The sequence below is a fragment of the Pseudomonas sp. NFX224 genome, assembly GCF_048565165.1.
Classification (GTDB): domain Bacteria; phylum Pseudomonadota; class Gammaproteobacteria; order Pseudomonadales; family Pseudomonadaceae; genus Aquipseudomonas.
Genome location: NZ_CP183416.1, coordinates 2,828,676 through 2,849,350 on the forward strand (window position 1 = coordinate 2,828,676; position 20,675 = coordinate 2,849,350).

Consider the following 20,675-nt stretch of genomic DNA (forward strand, 5'->3'; position numbering starts at 1 on the left):
TGGGAGCGAGCCTGCTCGCGATAGCGGTTTCACATTCAACATTGAAGTCGACTGTTACACCGCTATCGCGAGCAGGCTCGCTCCCACAGGGGATCAGCGTCGTTTGGGAGCCTGATTTGACAGGCTCCCTCACCGACTTACAACTTGATCCAGGTCGCCTTCAGCTCGGTGTACTTGTCGAACGCGTGCAGCGACTTGTCGCGACCGTTGCCGGACTGCTTGAAGCCACCGAACGGTGCCGTCATGTCGCCGCCATCGTACTGGTTGACCCATACGCTACCGGCACGCAATGCGCGGGCAGTGAGGTGGGCCTTGGAGATGTCGGCAGTCCAGACTGCAGCGGCCAGGCCGTAAGGCGTGTCGTTGGCGATCGCGACAGCTTCTTCAGCGCTATCGAAGGTGATGACCGACAACACTGGCCCGAAGATTTCTTCCTGGGCGATTTTCATCGCGTTGCTCACACCGTCGAAAATCGTCGGCTCAACATAGGTGCCGCCCGTTTCCTGCAGAATGCGCTTGCCACCGGCCACCAGTTTGGCGCCGTCGGTGTGGCCCGACTCGATGTAAGACAGCACGGTGTTCATCTGCTGAGTGTCCACCAGCGCACCGACGTTGGTCGCCGGGTCCAGCGGGTTGCCCGGCTTCCAGGTTTTCAGCGCCTCGATCACCAGCGGCAGGAATTTGTCCTTGATCGAACGCTCCACCAACAGGCGCGAACCGGCGGTGCAGACTTCGCCCTGGTTGAACGCGATCGCGCCGGCAGCCGCTTCGGCAGCCTCTTGCAGGTTCGGCGCATCGGCGAACACGATGTTCGGGCTCTTGCCGCCGGCTTCGAGCCAGACACGCTTCATGTTCGACTCGCCGGAGTAGATCAACAATTGCTTGGCGATCTTGGTCGAACCGGTGAACACCAGGGTGTCGACGTCGTTATGCAGGGCCAGGGCCTTGCCGACGGTGTGGCCGTAACCTGGCAGCACGTTCAGTACACCTTTCGGAATACCGGCTTCAACGGCCAGCGCCGCGATGCGGATGGCGGTCAGCGGAGATTTCTCCGACGGCTTGAGGATCACCGAGTTACCGGTGGACAGCGCCGGGCCGAGTTTCCAGCACGCCATCATCAGCGGGAAGTTCCACGGCACGATGGCGCCCACCACGCCGACCGGTTCGCGGGTCACCAGACCCAGCTGATCGTGCGGAGTGGCGGCGACTTCGTCGTAGATCTTGTCGATGGCTTCGCCGCTCCAGCTTAGGGCTTGCGCCGCGCCGGGAACGTCGATGTACAGGGAATCGCTGATCGGCTTGCCCATGTCCAGGGTTTCAAGCAGGGCCAGCTCTTCGGCGTGCTGCTTGAGCAGGCCGGCGAAACGGATCATGGTGGATTTGCGTTTGGTCGGCGCCAGGCGCGACCAGACGCCGGAATTGAAGGTGGCGCGAGCGTTTTCCACAGCGCGCTGGGCATCGGCGGCGTCACAGCTGGCAATCTTGCCCAGCAGACGGCCATCGACCGGGCTGATGCACTCGAAGGTCTCGGCGGAGACAGCGTCGGTGTATTCGCCGTTGATGTAGGCGCGGCCTTCGATCTTCAGATCGCGAGCACGTTGCTCCCAGTCGGCACGAGTCAGGGTGGTCATGCGAGTGTCCTCCTCTTATTGAATACGACACCCGCGATCTTCGCGGGCGCTGTCAGGAATTCTGCCCAGCCAGCCTGCTTTCGGCCCAAGGCAACCGTCACCCTAAACCAGCGGCAGGTGAAGTTTCAATATATTTGACATATCGCCGGCAAACGGCCTTGCGATGTTCAATTTAATAAACATAGACTTTGGGCTGACCAACCACTCGCGCCGTCAATACGGGAGATAAAAACAATGAGCATCCAGAACGTCGTCGACTTCAGCCAGGCCACCACCACCGCCGAGCGCTACCGCCCGGACCCGGCCAAAGTGCTCAAGGGCGACCCGGAGCAAGCTGTCTACAACCACTACAACAGCCCGTGCGGCCAGTTGAACGCAGGTGTGTGGGAAGGCGCCGTCGGCCAGTGGACGGTGAATTTCACCGAGCATGAATATTGCGAGATCGTGCAGGGCGTTTCCGTGCTGCGTGACAGCGATGGCAACAGCAAGACCCTGCGCGCGGGCGATCGCTTCGTGATCCCGGCCGGCTTCAAAGGCACCTGGGAAGTGCTGGAACCGTGCCGCAAGATCTATGTGGCGTTTGAGCAAAAGGCATAAGCCGCCCATCGAAACAGGCGCTCATATTCTGCCGCTGGCCAATTCAAGCGGCACCGGATAAGACTACTTACAGGCGCTACGCAGTTCATTGCCAGGATGGTTTGCACAGGACGTGCAGCCATCAGGCGAGGTGAGCGACCTGACCCTATAAATTTGCAAGGAGGCAAACATGCCCGTCTTACCCGATCAATGCGATCTCGCCATCGCCCAATACACCCTCGGCCAGAAATGTACGCCACAGCTGCTTGAAGAAGTACGTGCCCTGGCCAATGGGGCTCCTGTGCGCGCCACCGGCCCGACGTACCCTTCGAGCTGGGACCTGCGCCCAAATCGCATCAACCTGCTAACCAATGCCGATCGGATCATTGTCAGCATCCACTGCGGCTGACAAGAATCGACCACTCTCTGGTCGGACTGAACGAAAATTTTCTGGCGCTTCGAAGGACGAAGCGCCCCCGATAGATCACCCACCGCAAGGAAGCATCATGCCTAACGCCACCACCTACACCGACGAGCAGGTACTTGACCTGATCGGCGCCATTGTCGGCTTGCCCTACTCTGAAGAACTGCGTCAACAAGTCGAAGACACGACTGGCCGCCCTACTCGCCCTTGGGGCAACTATGTGGCGACCTACGACTCCCGCGCAGAACGCGTCAACCTGAACGTCAATGAAAAGGACATCATCATTTCCATTTACTTCGGCTGATCCTTTCGCCTTGACCTGAGGCGCAAAAACAAAAAAGGCCCGTATCTCGCGATACGGGCCTTTTTCGTAAGAGGGAAAAATCAATTACTTGATTTTGCCTTCTTTGTAGATCACGTGCTTGCGAACAACCGGATCAAATTTCTTGATCTCGATTTTGTCCGGAGTAGTGCGCTTGTTCTTGTCGGTAGTGTAGAAGTGACCAGTACCGGCGCTCGAAATCAAACGAATCAATTCACGCATGATTAGCTCCCTTAGATCTTGCCAGCTTTGCGGATTTCGGCCAGCACGGCAGTGATGCCACGCTTGTCGATGATACGCATGCCTTTGGCAGATACGCGCAGACGCACGAAACGTTTCTCTTCTTCAACCCAGAAGCGGTGATGCTGCAGGTTCGGCAGGAAACGACGACGGGTTTTGTTGTTTGCGTGGGAAATGTTATTCCCGGTTACCGGACCCTTACCGGTAACTTGACATACTCTAGACATGCCTCAGCCCTCTAAAACCACATGCCCAACCCGGCATGGGTTGGCCGCTTAATCTCTCAGTCATTTGGCGCCAGGCGCCGCGTTTCTTTAGAGGTCTTACCGGCTACACCTACAGTGAAGGAACCGGGCCCCTAGAAAAGAGCGCTGCTTTATACCAGAAAGACTGAAGAGCAACAACATTCGCTGCGCCTTGAATGGATAAAAACCCCACTTTTCGCGCGTCAGGCGCTTTGGATAAAGGCTGTCATCGATTCCGACCGCTCGTCGCAGAGAAACGCTCGACACGCCAATCCAAGGGTTTTCCAATCGAGGCACACTCAAATCAGTCGCCTATAGTCCCCTCAAATAGAAAAAGGGGATAGTCATTTGCAAAGGAGCCCACTAGGGTAAGCCTTTTCCAGACTGCACTTGCAGATGGGCCTTCGATCTGTAAAGGAATCCGACCATGCGCCTCGCTGCCCTACCGCTGTTGCTTGCCCCTCTGTTGCTGAGCCCACTGGCCCAGGCCGCCGCCCTGAGCGTCTGCACCGAGGCCAGCCCCGAAGGGTTCGATGTGGTGCAATACAACTCGCTGACCACCACCAACGCCTCGGCAGACGTGCTGATGAACCGCCTAGTGGACTTCGACACCGCCAGCGGCAAAGTCGTCGCCAGCCTCGCCGACAGCTGGGAAGTCAGCCCCGATGGCCTGGTCTACCTCTTCAAATTGCACCCGCAGGTGAAGTTTCACCGCACCGAGTATTTCAATCCGACCCGCGAACTGACCGCCGAAGACGTGAAATTCAGCTTCGACCGAATGCTCGACCCGGCCAACCCGTGGCACAAAGTCGCGCAAAGTGGCTTCCCGCATGCGCAGTCGATGCAACTGCCCGCCCTGATAAAGAAGATCGACGCCCTCGACCCGCTGACGGTGCGCTTCACCCTTGACCACCCGGATTCGACGTTCCTGCCAACCCTGAGCATGGGCTTCGCCTCGATCTATTCGGCCGAATATGCCGACAAGCTGCTCAAGGCCGGCACGCCGGAAAAACTCAACAACCAGCCAATCGGCACCGGTCCGTTCGTCTTCACCCGATTCCAGAAAGACGCTTCGATCCGCTACAAGGCCAATCCGGACTACTTCCGAGGCAAGCCCGGGGTCGATCCGCTGATCTTCGCCATCACTCCGGATGCCAATGTTCGCTTGCAGAAATTGCGCCGCAATGAGTGCCAGATCGCCCTGTCGCCCAAGCCGCTAGACGTACAGGCTGCGCTGAAAGAACCGACCTTGAAAGTCGAAAAGACTGACGCCTTCATGACCGCGTTCGTCGCCCTCAATAGTCAGCACCCACCGCTGGACAAGCCAGAAGTGCGCCAGGCGATCAACCTCGCCTTCGACAAGGCCAATTACGTCAAAGCCGTGTTCGAAGACACCGCCGAACCCGCCAGCGGCCCGTACCCGCCCAACACCTGGAGCTACGCCAAAGGCTTGCCGGGCTATCCCCATGACGTTGAGAAAGCCAAGGCGTTGATGGCCAAGGCCGGACTCAAGGACGGTTTCCAGACCACCCTCTGGACCCGCCCGTCGGGCAGCTTGCTGAACCCCAACCCAAGCCTCGGCGCCCAACTGCTTCAGGCCGATCTCGCCGAGATCGGCATCCAGGCCGAAATTCGGGTCATCGAATGGGGCGAGCTGATCCGCCGCGCCAAGGCGGGTGAGCACGACATCCTGTTCATGGGTTGGGCCGGCGACAACGGTGACCCGGACAACTTCCTCACGCCGCAGTTTTCCTGCGCCGCGGTCAAATCCGGCACCAATTTCGCCCGCTACTGCAACCAGGACCTGGACAAGCTGATCAGCGCCGGCAAGACCACCGGCGAGCAAGGTGTGCGCACCAAGCTCTACGAACAGGCACAGGCGCAGATCCAGCAGCAGGCGCTGTGGTTGCCGCTGGCGCATCCAACGGCTTTCGCCCTGACACGCAAGGATGTCGAGGGGTATTCGGTAAGCCCGTTCGGCCGACAGGACTACTCCAAGGTCAACATCAAATAACTCACGAGCGCTGTGGAGTGCTTTCCTGTGGCGAGGGAGCTTGCTCCCGCTGGGCTGCGCAGCGGCCCTTAAGATCTTGTGAGCGCTGCGCACTCAAGCGGGAGCAAGCTCCCTCGCCACAGAAGCCCGTGCCCAGATCTACATCCACCCATACTCTGCCATCGACAACGGATCACCGTCCCCGATGATGAAATGGTCGAGCACCCGCACGTCGATCAACTCCAACGCCTCTTGCAGTCGCTTGGTCAATTTCCGATCGGCCTGACTGGGGTCAGAGTTGCCCGACGGGTGGTTGTGGCACAGGATAATCGCCGCCGCGTTATGCGCCAGAGCGCGCTTGACCACTTGCCGCGGGTAGACGCTGGTGCAGTCGATGGAGCCGCGAAACAGCGACTCAAACGCCAGCGCCCTGTGCCTGGAGTCCAGGAACAGGCAACCGAACACTTCGTGGGGTTCGTGACGCAGCATTGACTTCAGATAATCACGGACCGCGACCGGGTTCTCCAAAACCGACTTGTGCCGCAGCCGTTCAGCCAGATGCCGCCGCCCCATCTCCAGCACGGCCTGCAGTTGTGCAAACTTCGCGGGGCCGAGCCCCAATTCACCGCTGAAAGTCCGTAGATCGGCCTCAAGCAGACTGCGCAGACTGCCAAATCGACTCATCAGATGCCGCGCCAGGTCCACAGCACTTTTTCCGGCCACTCCGGTTCGTAGAAAGATTGCCAGCAACTCGGCATCGGAAAGACTCGCCGAACCCTGCTCAAGAAGCTTCTCCCGCGGCCGTTCCGCCGCCGGCCAATCACGAATACTCATAGCACCTCCCTGTCTGTGGGCGCCGCTGTTCCGTAGCGGTCGCTGTGATATCGTAGCCCATCTTTTTTGCGGGCGAATTCACTCCTGGGGAGGGGGTTTCGCCACGCAGTCATCAACGAAATGAAAGGCAGACCTATGCAGCGGCTGTATCGGAAACGCATTGTTCTGGGCGTCGGCGGCGGCATCGCTGCCTACAAGAGCGCCGACCTGGTTCGCCGCCTGATGGACCAGGGCGCGGAAGTGCGCGTGGTCATGACCCGTGGCGGTGCCGAGTTCATCACCCCGCTGACCATGCAGGCTTTGTCCGGGCACCCTGTGCACCTGGACTTGCTGGACCCGGCAGCCGAAGCCGCCATGGGCCACATCGAACTGGCCAAATGGGCCGATCTGGTCTTGATCGCCCCGGCCACTGCGGACCTGATCGCGCGTCTGGCCCAAGGCATTGCCGATGATTTGCTGACCACATTGGTGCTGGCCACCGATGCGGTGGTCGCCGTTGCCCCGGCGATGAACCAGGCCATGTGGCGCGACCCGGCCACCCAGGCCAACCTGCAAACCCTTGAAAGCCGCGACCTGAAAGTCTTCGGCCCGGCCTCCGGCAGCCAGGCCTGCGGCGACGTCGGCCTGGGGCGCATGCTCGAAGCCACCGAGCTCGCGCAACTCGCGGCGGACTGTTTCCAGCGTCAGGCGCTGACCGGCAAACACGTGGTGATTACCGCAGGCCCGACCCAGGAAAACATCGACCCGGTGCGCTACATCACCAACCACAGCTCCGGCAAAATGGGCTTCGCCCTGGCCGAAGCCGCGGTAGAGGCCGGCGCCCGCGTCACCCTGATCAGCGGCCCGGTGCACCTGCCGACCCCCGATCGCGTCACGCGCATCGATGTAGTCAGCGCCCGCGACATGCTCGCCGCGTGTGAAGCGTCTATTCCATGCGACATCTTCATCGCCTCGGCTGCGGTCGCGGATTACCGTCCGGAAGTCGTTGCCCCGCAAAAACTCAAGAAAGACCCTACAAGCGGCGACGGCTTCGTCCTGCAAATGGTGCGTAACCCGGACATCCTGGCCACCATCGCGACCCGTCCCGACCGACCGTTCAGTGTCGGTTTCGCCGCCGAAACCGAACACTTGCTCGACTACGCTGCCCGCAAGTTGAAAGACAAGAACCTCGATTTGATCGTCGCCAACGACGTTGCCAACCCGAGCATTGGCTTCAACAGCGAAGAAAACGCCTGCAGCGTGATCGATCGCGAGCTTCACGCCACACTTTTCGCCCAGACCAGCAAGAGCAAGATTGCTCGCCAGCTGATCACTTTTATCGCCGAACGTCTGAACCAGGTTTAATTTACATGCACGCTTTGCAAGCCAAGATCCTCGACCCACGCATCGGTACCGAATTCCCGCTACCGCAATACGCCACACCGGGCTCCGCCGGCCTCGACCTGCGCGCCATGCTAGAAAAAGACACCGTGATCAAACCGGGTGAAACCGTACTGATCCCTACCGGCCTGTCGGTTTACATCGGTGACCCGAATCTCGCTGCACTGATCCTGCCGCGCTCCGGCATGGGCCATAAGCACGGTATCGTTCTGGGCAACCTGGTCGGGCTGATCGACTCCGACTACCAGGGCCCGTTGATGGTTTCTTGCTGGAACCGCGGCCAGACCGAATTCACCATGCCGGTGGGCGAGCGTCTGGCGCAGCTGGTGTTGGTGCCGGTGGTGCAGGCTCATTTCGAAATGGTTGAAGAGTTTGTTGAAACCGAGCGTGGCACTGGCGGTTTTGGCCATACAGGCACGCGTTGATTCGAAAAAGATCAATTTGTGGCGAGGGAGCTTGCTCCCTCGCCACAAATTGTGCGCTGCTCACTGAAAGGTTTAACCGCCTGAAAACAAGGTATTGGCCGGCCCAATACCCGCTAATCGCGCTGTCATGGCCCTTTCGCACCACGAACTCTCTGTGGAAAACGCCGTCATACCCTTCAGTTTGAACGTGTCGCCAAATATTTCGGCGACCTGTCCAGCCACTTTCAAGATGGAGCATTTCCACAGATGAGCACCCCCGCCCGCCTCGCCCCCAAGTTCCCCGACAGCATTTTCCGCGCCTACGACATTCGCGGCACCGTCCCGGAATTTCTGAACGCCGAGACGGCTTACTGGCTCGGTCGCGCCATCGGTGCCCAAACCCTGGCCCAGAATGAGCCGAACATTTCCGTTGGCCGTGACGGTCGCCTGTCCGGCCCGGAGCTGGTGGAGCAATTGATCCAGGGCCTGGCCGACAGCGGCTGCCACGTCAGCGATGTCGGCCTGGTGCCGACCCCGGCGCTGTATTACGCCGCCAATGTATTGGCCGGCAAATCCGGCGTGATGCTGACCGGTAGCCACAACCCGTCGAACTACAACGGCTTCAAGATCGTCATCGCCGGTGACACCTTGGCCAACGAACAGATCCAGGCCCTGCACGACCGCCTCAAGACCAACAACCTGAGCAGCGGCAAAGGCAGCATCACCAAGGTCGAGATTCTTGACCGCTACACCACCGAAATCGTCCAGGACATCAAACTGGCCCGACGCCTGAAAGTGGTCGTGGATTGCGGCAACGGCGCGGCCGGCGTGATCGCCCCGCAACTGATCGAAGCGCTGAACTGCGAAGTCATCCCGCTGTTTTGCGAAGTCGACGGCAACTTCCCGAACCATCATCCGGACCCGGGCAAGCCTGAAAACCTCGTCGACCTGATCGCCAAGGTCAAGGAAACCAACGCCGACATCGGCCTGGCCTTCGATGGCGACGGCGACCGCGTTGGCGTGGTGACCAACACCGGCAGCATCGTCTACCCGGACCGCCTGCTGATGTTGTTCGCCCGCGACGTAGTGGCGCGTAACCCTGGCGCGGAGATCATCTTCGACGTTAAATGCACCCGCCGCCTGACACCGCTGATCAAGGAATATGGCGGCCGGTCGTTAATGTGGAAGACCGGTCACTCGTTGATCAAAAAGAAAATGAAACAAACCGGCGCCCTGTTGGCCGGCGAAATGAGCGGGCACATCTTCTTCAAGGAGCGCTGGTTCGGTTTCGACGACGGCATCTACAGCGCCGCGCGGTTGCTGGAGATCCTCAGCAAGGAAAAATCCTCGGCCGAAGAGCTGTTCGCAACCTTCCCGAACGATATTTCTACGCCGGAAATCAATATCCATGTGACCGAAGAGAGCAAATTCAGCATCATTGATGCATTGCATGACGCGCAGTGGGGCGCAGGCGCCGACCTGACCACCATTGACGGCGTGCGAGTCGACTATGCCAAAGGCTGGGGCCTGGTGCGCGCGTCCAACACCACACCGGTGCTGGTGCTGCGCTTCGAGGCCGATGACGAGGCTGAATTGCAGCGCATCAAGGACGTTTTCCACGCCCAGTTGAAGCGTGTTGCACCTGATCTCCTTCTACCGTTTTGATTTATTGAAGCGCCTTCTTTTGAAGTGCCGGAGCCCTGAATGACCCTCGAACGCGAAGCCGCCGCCAACACCGCCAAGGTCCTGTCCGAAGCGCTGCCTTACATTCGCCGCTATGTCGGCAAGACGCTGGTGATCAAATACGGCGGCAACGCGATGGAAAGCGAGGAGCTGAAAACCGGCTTCGCCCGCGACATCGTGCTGATGAAGGCCGTGGGCATCAACCCGGTGGTCGTTCACGGCGGCGGCCCGCAAATCGGTGACCTGCTCAAGCGTCTGTCGATCGAGAGCCATTTCGTCGACGGCATGCGCGTCACCGACGCCGCCACCATGGACGTGGTGGAAATGGTCCTTGGTGGCCAGGTCAACAAGGACATCGTCAACCTGATCAACCGTCATGGCGGCAGCGCTATTGGCCTGACCGGTAAGGACGCCGAGCTGATTCGTGCGAAGAAGCTCACTGTCACCCGCCAGACGCCGGAGATGACCACCCCGGAAATCATCGACATCGGCCACGTCGGCGAAGTAGTCGGCATTAATACCGACCTGCTGAACCTGCTGGTCAAAGGTGATTTCATCCCGGTGATCGCGCCAATCGGCGTCGGCGCCAACGGTGAGTCGTACAACATCAACGCTGACCTGGTGGCCGGTAAAGTCGCCGAAGCGTTGAAAGCCGAAAAGCTGATGCTGCTGACCAACATCGCTGGCCTGATGGACAAGTCGGGGACGGTCCTGACCGGCCTGACGACCCAGCAGGTCGACGACCTGATCGCCGACGGCACCATCTACGGCGGCATGCTGCCGAAAATCCGCTGCGCACTGGAAGCGGTTCAGGGCGGCGTGGGCAGCTCGCTGATCATCGATGGTCGCGTACCGAATGCGATCCTGCTGGAAATCTTCACCGATACCGGCGTGGGCACCCTGATCAGTAATCGCAAGCGTCACTGATTCATACACCTTAAAAGATCGCAGCCTTCGGCGGCACCTACGGATGTACGAGAATCCTGTAGGAGCTGACGAAGTCTGCGATCTTTTTTATGCGCGCAGGAATCGTCCGACTTAAGTAAGCGAAACGTCCGACATCCAGAAAGTATCAATCTGCATAGGATCTTCCCTGAATCCACAGGAGATCTTCCCCATGCAAAAAGACCACGTTCCCTACGGCAGTGATGTTTCAGCAGGCACCTATGAGTGCGCAGACTGCGGACGCGAATACACCAACCAATCAAAGACTTCGCTGCCACCATGCCCTGACTTCAAACCAGGCACACATGTGCTCAATGGCTGGAAGATCCTGACCGGCCAAGGCGACGCCGAGGCTGATCCGTACCCAAACGAGTCTTCCAAGTGACCCGGGGAGACTGAACCATGCAGATCTCGTTCACGATCGATGCCCAGGCCTTTGACCTCGAGCAAAAGGAGCCGGTCAAAAAGACGTTGCGGATTTCCGACGCCGAAATTGCCCATGCCCTGCAGCGAATAGCCAAGGCGAGCCTGACCGAATACCTGAAAATGCTGGTCGAAGGCGGGATGCCCAGCAGGGCCGATGAGGCCAAGCAGGATCGTTTGCTGTATCTGATTCAAAACTACTTCGGGCAAACGTTGCCGACCGAGTCGCAGATATCGACAATTTTCCAGCTGACCCAGAGCCAGAGCAAAACCCTGCTGAAAAACACGGTTTCACGGTTTCGCAATCAATTGGACGAGATCCTGCTGTACAGCATGCGAGCCGTGATCGAGTCTGCGGAGCACGCTCAGTCCGTGTATCTGGTGGTGATCAGTTCGGACGTGATCCGCGATGAACTGAACATGCTGATCACACAGAATGAGCCAACGTTCAAACCAATAGTCAAACGCAAAGGCAGTGCCGGACAATTCGAAATCAGCGAAGATTCCCACGCGCTGCTCTGCCGGACACTGGGCCTGAATGCCGTTCAGTGACATCGTCGCGGTCAGTGGCCTGCTGCTGACCCTGACCACGTTCATGTTCAATCTGGCCTGGCCCAGACTGAACGAAGCGCTGGAACTGGACGAAAAACAGTCAGGCCCGTTGGCGAGAAAACGCAGCCAGAGGAAAGTACTGAGCGTTTTGATGGGCTGCGCGGCGCCGCTGACTTGCGCCTTCATCGCGCTGTTTTACGTCAACCTGCCCGCCGCTGTGCGAATCATGAGCAACAGCACGCTGGACCTGTGGAGTTTCGACGTAGATCGCACGTTGTATGTGATGGTCGTCTGCGCGCTACTGGTGTTTGCAGCGCTCAACGTTTGGCTGACCATTCGATTGATCGTCAAATGGCGCCACCTGCGTTAAGCACCGCCCAAAGAAAAGGCCGTGTAAACAGGGCCTTACTTATTGGACTAAATCAGACGCCGAACTGCGCCCGATAGGCCTCAACCGCCGGCAAATGCTGCTTGAGCTGTGGATCATCAGCCAGGAATTCCAGCACCTGGTTCAACGACACGATGCTGATGACCGGAATACCGAAGTCACGCTCCACTTCCTGGATCGCTGACAACTCGCCATTGCCACGCTCCTGACGGTTCAGGGCAATCAATACGCCTGCGGCTTTGGCGCCGTCCTGGGAAGCGATGATCTGCATCACTTCGCGGATGGCGGTGCCGGCGGTGATTACGTCGTCGATGATCAACACTTCGCCGGTCAACGGTGCGCCGACCAGGCTGCCGCCTTCGCCGTGGGCCTTGGCTTCCTTGCGGTTGAAGCACCATGGCAGGTCACGGTTGTGATGTTCGGCCAACGCCACGGCAGTGGTCGCCGCCAATGGGATGCCTTTGTAGGCAGGGCCAAACAGCACGTCAAAAGAAATGCCGCTTTCGGCAATGGCTGCGGCGTAGAAACGACCCAGCTGCGCCAAGGCCGAACCCGAGTTGAACAGGCCGGCATTGAAGAAGTAAGGACTGGTACGCCCGGACTTCAGGGTGAACTCACCGAAGCGCAGAACGCCGCGATCGATGGCAAAACGAATGAAATCGCGCTGATACGCTTGCATGAAAAAAAACCCCAAATACCACGGATTTAGCTAATTAGCTTGACGCCGTGTATCATACACGCACGCGATTTTTGGGGCCATTTATGCGGATCATCAGTGTGAACGTCAATGGTATTCAGGCTGCAGTCGAGCGAGGTTTGCTCAGTTGGCTGCAGGCACAGAATGCCGACGTCATCTGCCTGCAGGACACCCGTGCCTCCGCCTTTGAACTGGACGATCCAGCCTTCCAACTGGATGGATACTTCCTTTATGCCTGCGACGCCGAAGTTCCCGCCCAAGGTGGTGTGGCTTTGTACTCGCGGTTGCAACCGAAGGCTGTCATCAGCGGTCTCGGTTTCGAGACGGCGGACCGCTACGGGCGCTACCTGCAAGCCGATTTCGACAAAGTCAGTATTGCAACCTTGTTGCTTCCGTCCGGCATGAACGGCGATGAAGACTTGAACCAGAAATTCAAGCTCATGGACGACTTCGCCAAGTACCTGGACAAGCAGCGGCGCAAACGCCGCGAGTACATTTATTGTGGCTCGCTGTACGTGGCGCAACAGAAGCTGGATATCAAGAACTGGCGCGACAGCCAGCAATCTCCGGGCTTCCTGGCGCCAGAACGCGCCTGGATGGACGAGATTGTCGGCAACATGGGTTATGTCGATGCCTTGCGCGAAGTCAGCCGTGAAGGCGACCAGTACAGCTGGTGGCCGGACAACGAACAGGCCGAAATGCTAAACCTCGGCTGGCGTTTCGACTACCAGATCCTGACGCCGGGCCTGCGCCGCTTTGTACGTAGCGCGCGCCTGCCACGTCAGCCACGGTTCTCGCAGCATGCGCCACTGATCGTGGACTACGACTGGACGTTGACGATCTAAACGTTGTCGCATACAAAAAATGCCCGTATCGCGAGATACGGGCATTTTTTATGAGCTGAAATCAGTGATCCGAACGTCAGGCCGCGCCAAAGAATGGCAGCGCAAGGTACAACTTGATCACGATGACATTAATGATGTCGATGAAGAACGCGCCCACCATCGGCACGACCAGGAATGCTATCTGCGAAGGACCGTAACGTTGCGTCACGGCTTGCATGTTAGCGATTGCCGTTGGAGTGGCACCCAACCCAAAGCCGCAATGCCCTGCCGCCAGTACCGCCGCATCATAATTGCTGCCCATCACTCTAAACGTCACGAATATCGCAAACAGCGCCATGACCAGGGTTTGCGCCGCCAGAATGATGAAAAACGGCAATGCCAGTGCAGCCAGATCCCACAACTTGAGTGACATCAGCGCAATTGCCAGGAACAGCGACAAGCTGACATTCCCCAGTACAGAAACTTCCCGCTCAAACACCTGATACAAGCCAAGTGCTGAAAGGCTGTTTCGCAAAAGAACGCCCACGAACAATACGCAAACGAACGTCGGCAACTCAAATGCGGTTTCGCGCAGCGCGCCATTCATGAGGTTACCCACCATCAAGCTGACGGCGATCAACGCGAGTGACTCGATAAACGAAAATGGCGTGATCGAACGCTCTTTATTCGGCTGTTCAAAACCCTTTGGCAGCCGTGGCGTATCTTGATTAGAACAGCCGGGAACTTGTGTGCGTTTGATAAGCATCCGTGCGACCGGCCCACCAATCAAACCGCCCAGCACCAGACCAAACGTTGCAGAGGCCATTGCGAGCTCAGAGGCGGAGGCCAGGCCGTACTTCTCACTGAACGTCGCACCCCAGGCAGCACCGGTTCCGTGACCACCCGCCAACGTCACCGAGCCTGTCAGCAGCCCCATCAGAGGGTCGAGACCCAAAGCCGTTGCGAGCCCGATGCCCATGGCATTCTGAACCACCAACAACCCGGTGACTGCTAACAGAAACACACCCACTACGCGTCCGCCCTTCTTCAGGCTGGCGAAATCTGCACTCAATCCAATAGTGGCGAAAAACGCCAGCATCAAGGGAGTTTGCAGTGAGGTGTCAAATCGCACTTCAATATTAAATAATCGAAAAACCAAAAGAACCAAGGCAACCATCAGGCCACCGGCTACAGGTTCAGGGATATTGTAAGCGCGTAAAAAACCGACACGCGTGACAAGCCCGCGTCCCAGTAAGAGTACTAAGGACGCGGCGACGAGTGTTCCATAAAAATCGAGCTGAAACATTGGGATATTCTTGGATTATTCATTCAGGGGCGAACTGTTTACCTGGGCACGCCTCTTGAACAGGCTGATTGCTCTCAACGCTGATTGCTTTAGTTTCAGTATCCGTCAATGGTCTGAATATATCGAAATATTTCTAATGAATATTACTTGGGCAAACTTTAACAACCGCCAAGCCTCATTGCCAAGGATATGGGAAAAGTTATAGCCATGTAGTTGTGACTAGAAGTGTGGGGAAGTAAGCGCATATGTCTGTTGAAATTATTTGATAATAAAAAAACGCCCCGACAAGTCGGGGCGTTTTTTAATAAACAGCTGCAAGGCTGCTTACTTAATCAGCCGCCAGGTGAACGGATACCGATAAGGGAGCCCTTCATTGGCCTTCACGCCGGCAATGATCGTCAGCACCAGCGCGCCAATGGCGATCAGGCCAAACAGGAAGAACCCGATAATCACCACCATCAGCAGGAAGCAAATGGCGGAGGCAATGGCGACGGTGATCTGAAAGTTCAGCGCCTCCTTGCCTTGTGCGTCAATGAACGGGTCCATCTCGCGCTTCATTTGCCACAGGATCAACGGGCCGATCAGCGTACCGAACGGAATCCAGATCCCCAGCAAGGCGGACAAGTGACAAAACATCGCCCACTGCCGAACTTCTTTGCTCGGGGTGGGAAGCAGCTCTTGTTCATCACTCATCACGTTCTCCTTGTGAAAAACAGGCCGATCAGTCAGCCAGTGCAGCCTTTTGCAGGTCGAAGATTTCGCTCATGCCTTTCTTGGCCAGTTCCAGCATGGCGTTCAGCTCTTCCGGCTGGAATGGCGCGCCTTCGGCAGTGCCCTGGACTTCGATGAAACCGCCAGTGCTGGTCATCACCACGTTCAGGTCGGTCTCGGCTGCCGAGTCTTCCAGGTAGTCGAGGTCGAGTACCGGCTCGCCCTGATACATGCCGACCGACACCGCACCGATCATTTGCTTGAGCGGGTCGCCGCCTTTCAGGCCGCCGCGCTTTTTGATCACTTTCAAGGCGTCGACCAGTGCAACCATGGCACCGGTGATGGATGCAGTACGGGTGCCGCCATCAGCCTGGATCACGTCGCAGTCGACGTACAGGGTCACGTCGCCCAGCTTGGACATGTCCAGCGCAGCGCGCAGGGAACGGCCAATCAGACGCTGGATTTCCAGGGTGCGGCCGCCTTGCTTGCCGCGGCTCGCTTCACGCTGGTTACGCTCGCCGGTGGCACGCGGCAGCATGCCGTACTCGGCGGTCAGCCAGCCCTGGCCCTGGCCCTTGAGGAAACGCGGTACGCCGTTTTCAACGCTGACGGTGCAGATGACTTTGGTATCACCGAACTCGACCAGTACAGATCCCTCGGCGTGTTTGGTGTAGTTGCGGGTAATGCGGATCGAGCGGAGCTGATCGGCAGCGCGACCACTTGGACGTTTCATAAGGGATACCTGTACGGGGACGGAAAACTGCGGAGCATTATAGAGCTGCCAGCCACGACTGGGCACTTCTAAAAAAATCCTCTGACGAGCGAAGTCTCTGAACAGCCCGTACCCGACGACCTGCAGTCGTTTGTCACACCGTGTGTTTGGGCGCATCCGCGCCACTGCGCTACAATCCTGCGCCTTTGCTGCCAGTCGGCTTTAATTCATTGATAGCAGATTGCCGGAACGTCAGTTCCGCGCCGATCCGCATTGCGAGGTACCTCCATGGTGCACAGCATGACCGCCTTCGCCCGCGTCGAGAAAGCCGGCATCCAGGGCACCCTGAGCTGGGAACTGCGCTCGGTCAACAGCCGCTACCTGGAACCCCACCTGCGCCTGCCGGACTCCTTTCGCGACCTCGAAGGCGCCGTCCGTGAAGCCCTGCGCCAGGGCGTGTCGCGGGGCAAGCTCGAGTGCACCCTGCGCTTCACCGAAGAAAACGCCGGCAAAGCGCTGCAAGTGGATCAGGACCGCGCCGCACAACTGGTTGCCGCCGCAGAGACCATCGCCAGCCTGATCAAGAATCCAGCCGCACTGAACCCGCTCGAAGTCCTGGCCTGGCCCGGCGTGCTGGTAGGTGATGCCACCGACCCGCAAGCCTTGAACGCCGAAGCACTGGCGTTGTTCAACGAAGGCCTGAAAGAACTCAAGGCCGGCCGCGAACGCGAAGGCGCGGAGCTGGCACGGCTGATCAACGATCGCCTGACGTCCATTGAAGAAGACGTGGTGACCCTGCGCGAGCTGGTTCCACAGATGCTTGCCACCCAGCGCCAGAAGGTCCTCGACCGTTTCGCCGACATGAAGGCCGAGATGGACCCGCAGCGACTGGAGCAGGAAATGGTCATGCTCGCGCAAAAAAGCGACGTCGCCGAAGAACTGGATCGCCTGAGCACTCACATCATCGAAGTTCGTCGGGTACTCAAATCCGGCGGCGCTGCCGGGCGACGCCTGGACTTCCTGATGCAGGAACTCAATCGCGAAGCCAACACACTGGGCTCCAAAGCCTTCGACCCGCGCAGCACCCAGGCGGCGGTCAACCTCAAGGTGTTGATCGAGCAGATGCGCGAACAAGTGCAGAATATTGAGTAAGGCAACCCTGACATGACCCACAGCACCGGTACCCTCTACATCATCTCCGCCCCATCGGGCGCGGGCAAAAGCAGCCTGGTCAAGGCCCTGACCGACGCCAACCCGGAGATCCGAGTCTCGGTCTCGCACACCACCCGCGCCATGCGCCCGGGCGAAGTGGACGGCGTGAACTACAACTTCGTCTCGCGCGAACAGTTCGTGAAGATGATCGAACACGGGGATTTCCTCGAGCGTGCCGAAGTCTTCGGCAATCTCTACGGCACTTCGCAAAGCCACTTGCAGCAGACACTGGATGAAGGTCACGACCTGATTCTGGAGATCGACTGGCAGGGCGCCGAGCAAGTACGCAAGCTGATGCCGCAGGCCCGTTCGATCTTCATTCTGCCGCCGTCACTTGAAGCCCTGCACCAGCGCCTGACCAATCGTGGCCAGGACAGCGACGAGATCATCGACGGTCGGATGCGCGAAGCCGTTAGCGAAATGAGCCACTACGTCGACTACGACTACCTGATCATCAACGACGATTTCGCCCATGCCTTGCACGATTTGAAGGCGATTTTCCGTGCCAATCAGCTGCAACAAAAACGTCAGCAGCAACGCCACGGCAAATTATTGGCTGAATTGCTCGGCTGATCCGCTCTTCCCAAAACAGCTGCAAGGGCTTTACATTGGCACTTGCAGCGTGTTGAAGGGCTTGATCAAAAAATCAGCGCTTCCCTAATCGCTGGTGATTTTTTAAACTGTTGAGTCCGCTCGCCCATCCGGGCAGCGCGCATATTGCATTTGCTACGAGGAAGACCATGGCCCGCGTAACCGTTGAAGACTGCCTAGAACACGTGGATAACCGCTTTGAGCTGGTCATGCTCTCTACCAAGCGTGCCCGTCAACTGGCCACCGGCGGCAAAGAACCGAAAGTAGCATGGGAAAACGACAAGCCTACCGTTGTCGCCCTGCGCGAAATCGCTGAAGGCCTGATCGACTACGCAGCTATTGCCGAAGCCGAAATCGTTGAAGATGAACCGCTTTTTGCTGCATTTGAGGACGAGTCCAACGAGGCCGTCTAAGCCTATGCCTGGTCGACGTAGCACGGCGCGGGATCACAGCTTACGGCAGGAGACATCATGCCGAGCATAGACGCCCTCGCCGATCGCTTATCGACCTACCTCGGCAATGACCAGGTCAACCTGGTCCGCCGAGCGTATTTCTACGCCGAACAAGCACACGACGGCCAACGCCGCCGTAGCGGTGAGGCGTACGTCACGCATCCTCTTGCCGTGGCCAATATTCTTGCCGACATGCATATGGACCATCAGAGCCTGATGGCAGCCATGCTGCATGACGTGATCGAAGACACCGGTATTGCCAAAGAGGCGCTGCAAGCGCAGTTCGGCGAAACCGTGGCCGAACTGGTCGACGGGGTCAGCAAACTGACCCAGATGAACTTCGAGACCAAGGCCGAAGCCCAGGCCGAAAACTTCCAGAAAATGGCCATGGCCATGGCTCGGGACATTCGCGTGATCCTGGTCAAACTGGCCGACCGCCTGCACAACATGCGTACGCTGGAAGTGCTGTCCGGCGAGAAACGCCGGCGCATCGCCAAGGAAACCCTGGAAATCTATGCGCCCATCGCCAACCGGCTGGGCATGCACGCCATCCGCATAGAATTCGAAGACCTCGGCTTCAAGGCCATGCACCCGATGCGTTCCGCGCGGATCTACCAGGCCGTCAAACGCGCCCGGGGCAACCGCAAGGAAATCGTCAACAAGATCGAAGAATCCCTCAGTCACTGCCTGGCCATCGATGGCATTCAGGGCGAGGTCAGCGGTCGCCAGAAACATCTCTATGGCATCTACAAGAAAATGCGCGGCAAGCGTCGGGCCTTCAACGAGATCATGGACGTCTATGCGTTCCGGATCATCGTCGACAAGGTCGATACCTGCTACCGCGTGCTAGGTGCTGTGCATAATTTGTACAAACCGTTGCCGGGGCGCTTCAAGGATTACATCGCGATCCCCAAGGCCAACGGCTATCAGTCGCTGCACACCACACTGTTCGGCATGCACGGCGTCCCGATCGAGATCCAGATCCGCACCCGCGAAATGGAAGAGATGGCCAACAACGGCATCGCTGCCCATTGGCTGTACAAATCCAGCGGCGACGAGCAGCCAAAAGGGACTCACGCCCGGGCCCGCCAGTGGGTCAAAGGCGTGCTGGAAATGCAGCAACGCGCCGGCAACTCGCTGGAATTCATCGAAAGCGTGAAGATCGACCTGTTCCCGGATGAGGTCTACGTGTTCACGCCCAAAGGCCGGATCATGGAGCTGCCGAAGGGCTCCACGGCGGTCGACTTCGCTTACGCGGTACACACCGACGTAGGCAACAGCTGCATTGCCTGTCGGATCAATCGTCGCCTCGCGCCGCTGTCCGAACCGCTGCAAAGCGGCTCCACGGTCGAGATCGTCAGCGCCCCCGGCGCGCGGCCGAACCCGGCGTGGCTCAACTTCGTGGTCACCGGCAAGGCGCGTACGCACATCCGCCATGCGCTGAAGCTGCAACGCCGCTCCGAATCCATCAGCCTCGGCGAACGCCTGCTGAACAAAGTTCTCAACGGTTTCGACAGCGCGCTGGAGAAGATCCCGGCCGAACGCGTCAAGGCGATGCTCGTCGAGTACCGCCTCGAACTGATCGAAGACTTGCTCGAAGACATCGGCCTGGGCAATCGCATGGCCTACGTGGTGGCTCGCCGACTGCTCGGCGAAGGCGAACAGTTGCCGAGCCCTGAAGGCCCGCTGGCGATTCGCGGCACCGAAGGCCTGGTGCTCAGCTATGCCAAGTGTTGCACGCCGATCCCGGGCGACCCGATTGTTGGCCACCTGTCTGCGGGCAAAGGCATGGTCGTGCACCTGGACAACTGCCGCAACATCAGCGAAATCCGCCACAACCCGGAAAAATGCATCCAGCTCTCGTGGGCCAAGGATGTCACCGGCGAATTCAACGTTGAGCTGCGCGTCGAGCTGGAACACCAGCGCGGCCTGATCGCCCTGCTGGCCAGCAGCGTCAACGCGGCCGACGGCAATATCGAGAAAATCAGCATGGACGAACGCGATGGTCGTATCAGCGTGGTCCAACTGGTGGTCAGCGTGCACGACCGTGTGCACCTGGCCCGCGTGATCAAGAAACTGCGCGCCCTGACCGGGGTGATCCGCATCACCCGCATGCGCGCCTAAGCCCCC

General features: G+C 58.6%; 23 protein-coding genes and 1 pseudogene. 16 read left to right on the forward strand and 8 right to left on the reverse strand.

From position 1 onward, the window contains the following. Nucleotides 1–137: 137 nt before the first annotated feature. Nucleotides 138–1,631 carry an aldehyde dehydrogenase gene (locus ACNYC6_RS12680; RefSeq protein WP_419712571.1) on the reverse strand — a complete coding sequence of 498 codons (1,494 nt, stop codon included), beginning with the start codon at nucleotides 1,629–1,631 and terminating at the stop codon, nucleotides 138–140. 234 nt (nucleotides 1,632–1,865) lie between these two features. On the opposite strand from ACNYC6_RS12680, the gene ACNYC6_RS12685 reads away from it, so the two are divergent. The 3 genes from ACNYC6_RS12685 (at nucleotide 1,866) to ACNYC6_RS12695 (ending at nucleotide 2,935) form a co-directional block, all read left to right on the forward strand. Beyond that, on the forward strand, nucleotides 1,866–2,228 hold the full coding sequence (locus ACNYC6_RS12685; RefSeq protein ID WP_419712572.1) for a cupin domain-containing protein: 363 nt from the start codon (nucleotides 1,866–1,868) through the stop codon (nucleotides 2,226–2,228). 169 nt (nucleotides 2,229–2,397) lie between these two features. Further along, nucleotides 2,398–2,616 carry a peptidase inhibitor gene (locus ACNYC6_RS12690; protein WP_419712573.1) on the forward strand — a complete coding sequence of 73 codons (219 nt, stop codon included), beginning with the start codon at nucleotides 2,398–2,400 and terminating at the stop codon, nucleotides 2,614–2,616. 97 nt (nucleotides 2,617–2,713) lie between these two features. Next, nucleotides 2,714–2,935: a hypothetical protein gene (locus tag ACNYC6_RS12695; RefSeq protein WP_419712574.1), complete on the forward strand. Its 222-nt coding sequence runs from the start codon at nucleotides 2,714–2,716 to the stop codon at nucleotides 2,933–2,935. An 84-nt stretch (nucleotides 2,936–3,019) separates the two neighbouring features. Here the strand turns inward: ACNYC6_RS12695 and rpmG are convergent, their stop codons facing one another. Together rpmG and rpmB are read right to left on the reverse strand one after the other, a co-directional pair. Further along, entirely contained in the window at nucleotides 3,020–3,175 is a 156-nt protein-coding gene (rpmG, locus tag ACNYC6_RS12700; RefSeq protein WP_007894709.1) for a 50S ribosomal protein L33, read from the reverse strand. Between the two features lie 11 nt (nucleotides 3,176–3,186). Next, nucleotides 3,187–3,420 (reverse strand): 50S ribosomal protein L28, encoded by a 234-nt coding sequence (gene rpmB, locus ACNYC6_RS12705; protein WP_034147715.1) that lies wholly within the window; start codon nucleotides 3,418–3,420, stop codon nucleotides 3,187–3,189. Nucleotides 3,421–3,865: 445 nt separating this feature from the next. Between rpmB and ACNYC6_RS12710 the strand changes: the two genes are divergently transcribed. Further along, nucleotides 3,866–5,452, forward strand: a complete 1,587-nt coding sequence (locus tag ACNYC6_RS12710) for an ABC transporter substrate-binding protein (RefSeq protein WP_419712575.1) — start codon at nucleotides 3,866–3,868, stop codon at nucleotides 5,450–5,452. A 138-nt stretch (nucleotides 5,453–5,590) separates the two neighbouring features. Here ACNYC6_RS12710 and radC read toward each other — a convergent pair whose 3' ends face one another. Then, the gene (radC, locus tag ACNYC6_RS12715; RefSeq protein ID WP_419712576.1) at nucleotides 5,591–6,265 is read right to left on the reverse strand and encodes a RadC family protein; all 675 of its coding nucleotides are present in this window, start codon (nucleotides 6,263–6,265) and stop codon (nucleotides 5,591–5,593) included. Between the two features lie 135 nt (nucleotides 6,266–6,400). Between radC and coaBC the strand changes: the two genes are divergently transcribed. From coaBC to ACNYC6_RS12750, 7 genes and pseudogenes are all read left to right on the forward strand, one after another. Beyond that, the gene (gene coaBC, locus ACNYC6_RS12720; protein ID WP_419712577.1) at nucleotides 6,401–7,609 is read left to right on the forward strand and encodes a bifunctional phosphopantothenoylcysteine decarboxylase/phosphopantothenate--cysteine ligase CoaBC; all 1,209 of its coding nucleotides are present in this window, start codon (nucleotides 6,401–6,403) and stop codon (nucleotides 7,607–7,609) included. A 5-nt stretch (nucleotides 7,610–7,614) separates the two neighbouring features. Further along, the gene (gene dut / locus ACNYC6_RS12725; RefSeq protein ID WP_338583876.1) at nucleotides 7,615–8,070 is read left to right on the forward strand and encodes a dUTP diphosphatase; all 456 of its coding nucleotides are present in this window, start codon (nucleotides 7,615–7,617) and stop codon (nucleotides 8,068–8,070) included. A gap of 240 nt (nucleotides 8,071–8,310) precedes the next feature. Next, nucleotides 8,311–9,714 (forward strand): annotated as a pseudogene (locus tag ACNYC6_RS12730) (phosphomannomutase/phosphoglucomutase); the annotation flags it as partial. Between the two features lie 39 nt (nucleotides 9,715–9,753). Next, on the forward strand, nucleotides 9,754–10,659 hold the full coding sequence (gene argB / locus ACNYC6_RS12735; RefSeq protein WP_053163877.1) for an acetylglutamate kinase: 906 nt from the start codon (nucleotides 9,754–9,756) through the stop codon (nucleotides 10,657–10,659). A 190-nt stretch (nucleotides 10,660–10,849) separates the two neighbouring features. Beyond that, nucleotides 10,850–11,062: a hypothetical protein gene (locus tag ACNYC6_RS12740; RefSeq protein ID WP_419712578.1), complete on the forward strand. Its 213-nt coding sequence runs from the start codon at nucleotides 10,850–10,852 to the stop codon at nucleotides 11,060–11,062. Between the two features lie 17 nt (nucleotides 11,063–11,079). Then, nucleotides 11,080–11,652 (forward strand): hypothetical protein, encoded by a 573-nt coding sequence (locus ACNYC6_RS12745; RefSeq protein WP_419712579.1) that lies wholly within the window; start codon nucleotides 11,080–11,082, stop codon nucleotides 11,650–11,652. After that, nucleotides 11,639–12,022, forward strand: coding sequence for a hypothetical protein (locus ACNYC6_RS12750; protein ID WP_419712580.1), 384 nt, complete (start codon nucleotides 11,639–11,641; stop codon nucleotides 12,020–12,022). Before ACNYC6_RS12745 ends, ACNYC6_RS12750 begins: the two co-directional genes overlap by 14 nt. A 52-nt stretch (nucleotides 12,023–12,074) precedes the next feature. On the opposite strand, the gene pyrE is transcribed toward ACNYC6_RS12750, so the two are convergent. Next, complete coding sequence (gene pyrE / locus ACNYC6_RS12755; protein ID WP_034147724.1) at nucleotides 12,075–12,719, reverse strand: orotate phosphoribosyltransferase; 645 nt, start codon at nucleotides 12,717–12,719, stop codon at nucleotides 12,075–12,077. Between the two features lie 83 nt (nucleotides 12,720–12,802). Here pyrE and ACNYC6_RS12760 point away from each other — a divergent pair, with 83 nt between their 5' ends. Then, a complete protein-coding gene (locus ACNYC6_RS12760) occupies nucleotides 12,803–13,582 on the forward strand; it encodes an exodeoxyribonuclease III (protein WP_008062840.1) in 780 nt (259 codons plus the stop codon). Between the two features lie 76 nt (nucleotides 13,583–13,658). Here the strand turns inward: ACNYC6_RS12760 and gltS are convergent, their stop codons facing one another. The 3 genes from gltS to rph form a co-directional block, all read right to left on the reverse strand. Continuing rightward, a complete protein-coding gene (gltS, locus tag ACNYC6_RS12765; protein WP_419712581.1) occupies nucleotides 13,659–14,867 on the reverse strand; it encodes a sodium/glutamate symporter in 1,209 nt (402 codons plus the stop codon). Nucleotides 14,868–15,191: 324 nt separating this feature from the next. Then, entirely contained in the window at nucleotides 15,192–15,560 is a 369-nt protein-coding gene (locus ACNYC6_RS12770) for a DUF4870 domain-containing protein (protein WP_419712582.1), read from the reverse strand. A gap of 28 nt (nucleotides 15,561–15,588) precedes the next feature. Beyond that, a complete protein-coding gene (rph, locus tag ACNYC6_RS12775) occupies nucleotides 15,589–16,311 on the reverse strand; it encodes a ribonuclease PH (protein ID WP_419712583.1) in 723 nt (240 codons plus the stop codon). A 267-nt stretch (nucleotides 16,312–16,578) separates the two neighbouring features. On the opposite strand from rph, the gene ACNYC6_RS12780 reads away from it, so the two are divergent. The 4 genes from ACNYC6_RS12780 (at nucleotide 16,579) to spoT (ending at nucleotide 20,669) form a co-directional block, all read left to right on the forward strand. Continuing rightward, a complete protein-coding gene (locus ACNYC6_RS12780; RefSeq protein WP_419712584.1) occupies nucleotides 16,579–17,442 on the forward strand; it encodes a YicC/YloC family endoribonuclease in 864 nt (287 codons plus the stop codon). Nucleotides 17,443–17,454: 12 nt separating this feature from the next. After that, nucleotides 17,455–18,075 carry a guanylate kinase gene (gene gmk, locus ACNYC6_RS12785; protein ID WP_419712585.1) on the forward strand — a complete coding sequence of 207 codons (621 nt, stop codon included), beginning with the start codon at nucleotides 17,455–17,457 and terminating at the stop codon, nucleotides 18,073–18,075. 167 nt (nucleotides 18,076–18,242) lie between these two features. After that, complete coding sequence (gene rpoZ / locus ACNYC6_RS12790) at nucleotides 18,243–18,506, forward strand: DNA-directed RNA polymerase subunit omega (protein WP_007921129.1); 264 nt, start codon at nucleotides 18,243–18,245, stop codon at nucleotides 18,504–18,506. A gap of 57 nt (nucleotides 18,507–18,563) precedes the next feature. Beyond that, entirely contained in the window at nucleotides 18,564–20,669 is a 2,106-nt protein-coding gene (spoT, locus tag ACNYC6_RS12795) for a bifunctional GTP diphosphokinase/guanosine-3',5'-bis pyrophosphate 3'-pyrophosphohydrolase (protein WP_416129484.1), read from the forward strand. The last annotated feature ends 6 nt before the right edge of the window (nucleotides 20,670–20,675 follow it).

Excerpts from the sequence above, each read along its gene's own strand:
- ACNYC6_RS12680 (WP_419712571.1), bottom strand. The coding sequence starts at position 1,631 with ATGACCACCCTGACTCGTGCCGACTGGGAGCAACGTGCTCGCGATCTG.
- ACNYC6_RS12685 (WP_419712572.1), top strand. The coding sequence starts at position 1,866 with ATGAGCATCCAGAACGTCGTCGACTTCAGCCAGGCCACCACCACCGCC.
- ACNYC6_RS12690 (WP_419712573.1), top strand. The coding sequence starts at position 2,398 with ATGCCCGTCTTACCCGATCAATGCGATCTCGCCATCGCCCAATACACC.
- ACNYC6_RS12695 (WP_419712574.1), top strand. The coding sequence starts at position 2,714 with ATGCCTAACGCCACCACCTACACCGACGAGCAGGTACTTGACCTGATC.
- rpmG (WP_007894709.1), bottom strand. The coding sequence starts at position 3,175 with ATGCGTGAATTGATTCGTTTGATTTCGAGCGCCGGTACTGGTCACTTC.
- rpmB (WP_034147715.1), bottom strand. The coding sequence starts at position 3,420 with ATGTCTAGAGTATGTCAAGTTACCGGTAAGGGTCCGGTAACCGGGAAT.
- ACNYC6_RS12710 (WP_419712575.1), top strand. The coding sequence starts at position 3,866 with ATGCGCCTCGCTGCCCTACCGCTGTTGCTTGCCCCTCTGTTGCTGAGC.
- radC (WP_419712576.1), bottom strand. The coding sequence starts at position 6,265 with ATGAGTATTCGTGATTGGCCGGCGGCGGAACGGCCGCGGGAGAAGCTT.
- coaBC (WP_419712577.1), top strand. The coding sequence starts at position 6,401 with ATGCAGCGGCTGTATCGGAAACGCATTGTTCTGGGCGTCGGCGGCGGC.
- dut (WP_338583876.1), top strand. The coding sequence starts at position 7,615 with ATGCACGCTTTGCAAGCCAAGATCCTCGACCCACGCATCGGTACCGAA.
- argB (WP_053163877.1), top strand. The coding sequence starts at position 9,754 with ATGACCCTCGAACGCGAAGCCGCCGCCAACACCGCCAAGGTCCTGTCC.
- ACNYC6_RS12740 (WP_419712578.1), top strand. The coding sequence starts at position 10,850 with ATGCAAAAAGACCACGTTCCCTACGGCAGTGATGTTTCAGCAGGCACC.
- ACNYC6_RS12745 (WP_419712579.1), top strand. The coding sequence starts at position 11,080 with ATGCAGATCTCGTTCACGATCGATGCCCAGGCCTTTGACCTCGAGCAA.
- ACNYC6_RS12750 (WP_419712580.1), top strand. The coding sequence starts at position 11,639 with ATGCCGTTCAGTGACATCGTCGCGGTCAGTGGCCTGCTGCTGACCCTG.
- pyrE (WP_034147724.1), bottom strand. The coding sequence starts at position 12,719 with ATGCAAGCGTATCAGCGCGATTTCATTCGTTTTGCCATCGATCGCGGC.
- ACNYC6_RS12760 (WP_008062840.1), top strand. The coding sequence starts at position 12,803 with ATGCGGATCATCAGTGTGAACGTCAATGGTATTCAGGCTGCAGTCGAG.
- gltS (WP_419712581.1), bottom strand. The coding sequence starts at position 14,867 with ATGTTTCAGCTCGATTTTTATGGAACACTCGTCGCCGCGTCCTTAGTA.
- ACNYC6_RS12770 (WP_419712582.1), bottom strand. The coding sequence starts at position 15,560 with ATGAGTGATGAACAAGAGCTGCTTCCCACCCCGAGCAAAGAAGTTCGG.
- rph (WP_419712583.1), bottom strand. The coding sequence starts at position 16,311 with ATGAAACGTCCAAGTGGTCGCGCTGCCGATCAGCTCCGCTCGATCCGC.
- ACNYC6_RS12780 (WP_419712584.1), top strand. The coding sequence starts at position 16,579 with ATGGTGCACAGCATGACCGCCTTCGCCCGCGTCGAGAAAGCCGGCATC.
- gmk (WP_419712585.1), top strand. The coding sequence starts at position 17,455 with ATGACCCACAGCACCGGTACCCTCTACATCATCTCCGCCCCATCGGGC.
- rpoZ (WP_007921129.1), top strand. The coding sequence starts at position 18,243 with ATGGCCCGCGTAACCGTTGAAGACTGCCTAGAACACGTGGATAACCGC.
- spoT (WP_416129484.1), top strand. The coding sequence starts at position 18,564 with ATGCCGAGCATAGACGCCCTCGCCGATCGCTTATCGACCTACCTCGGC.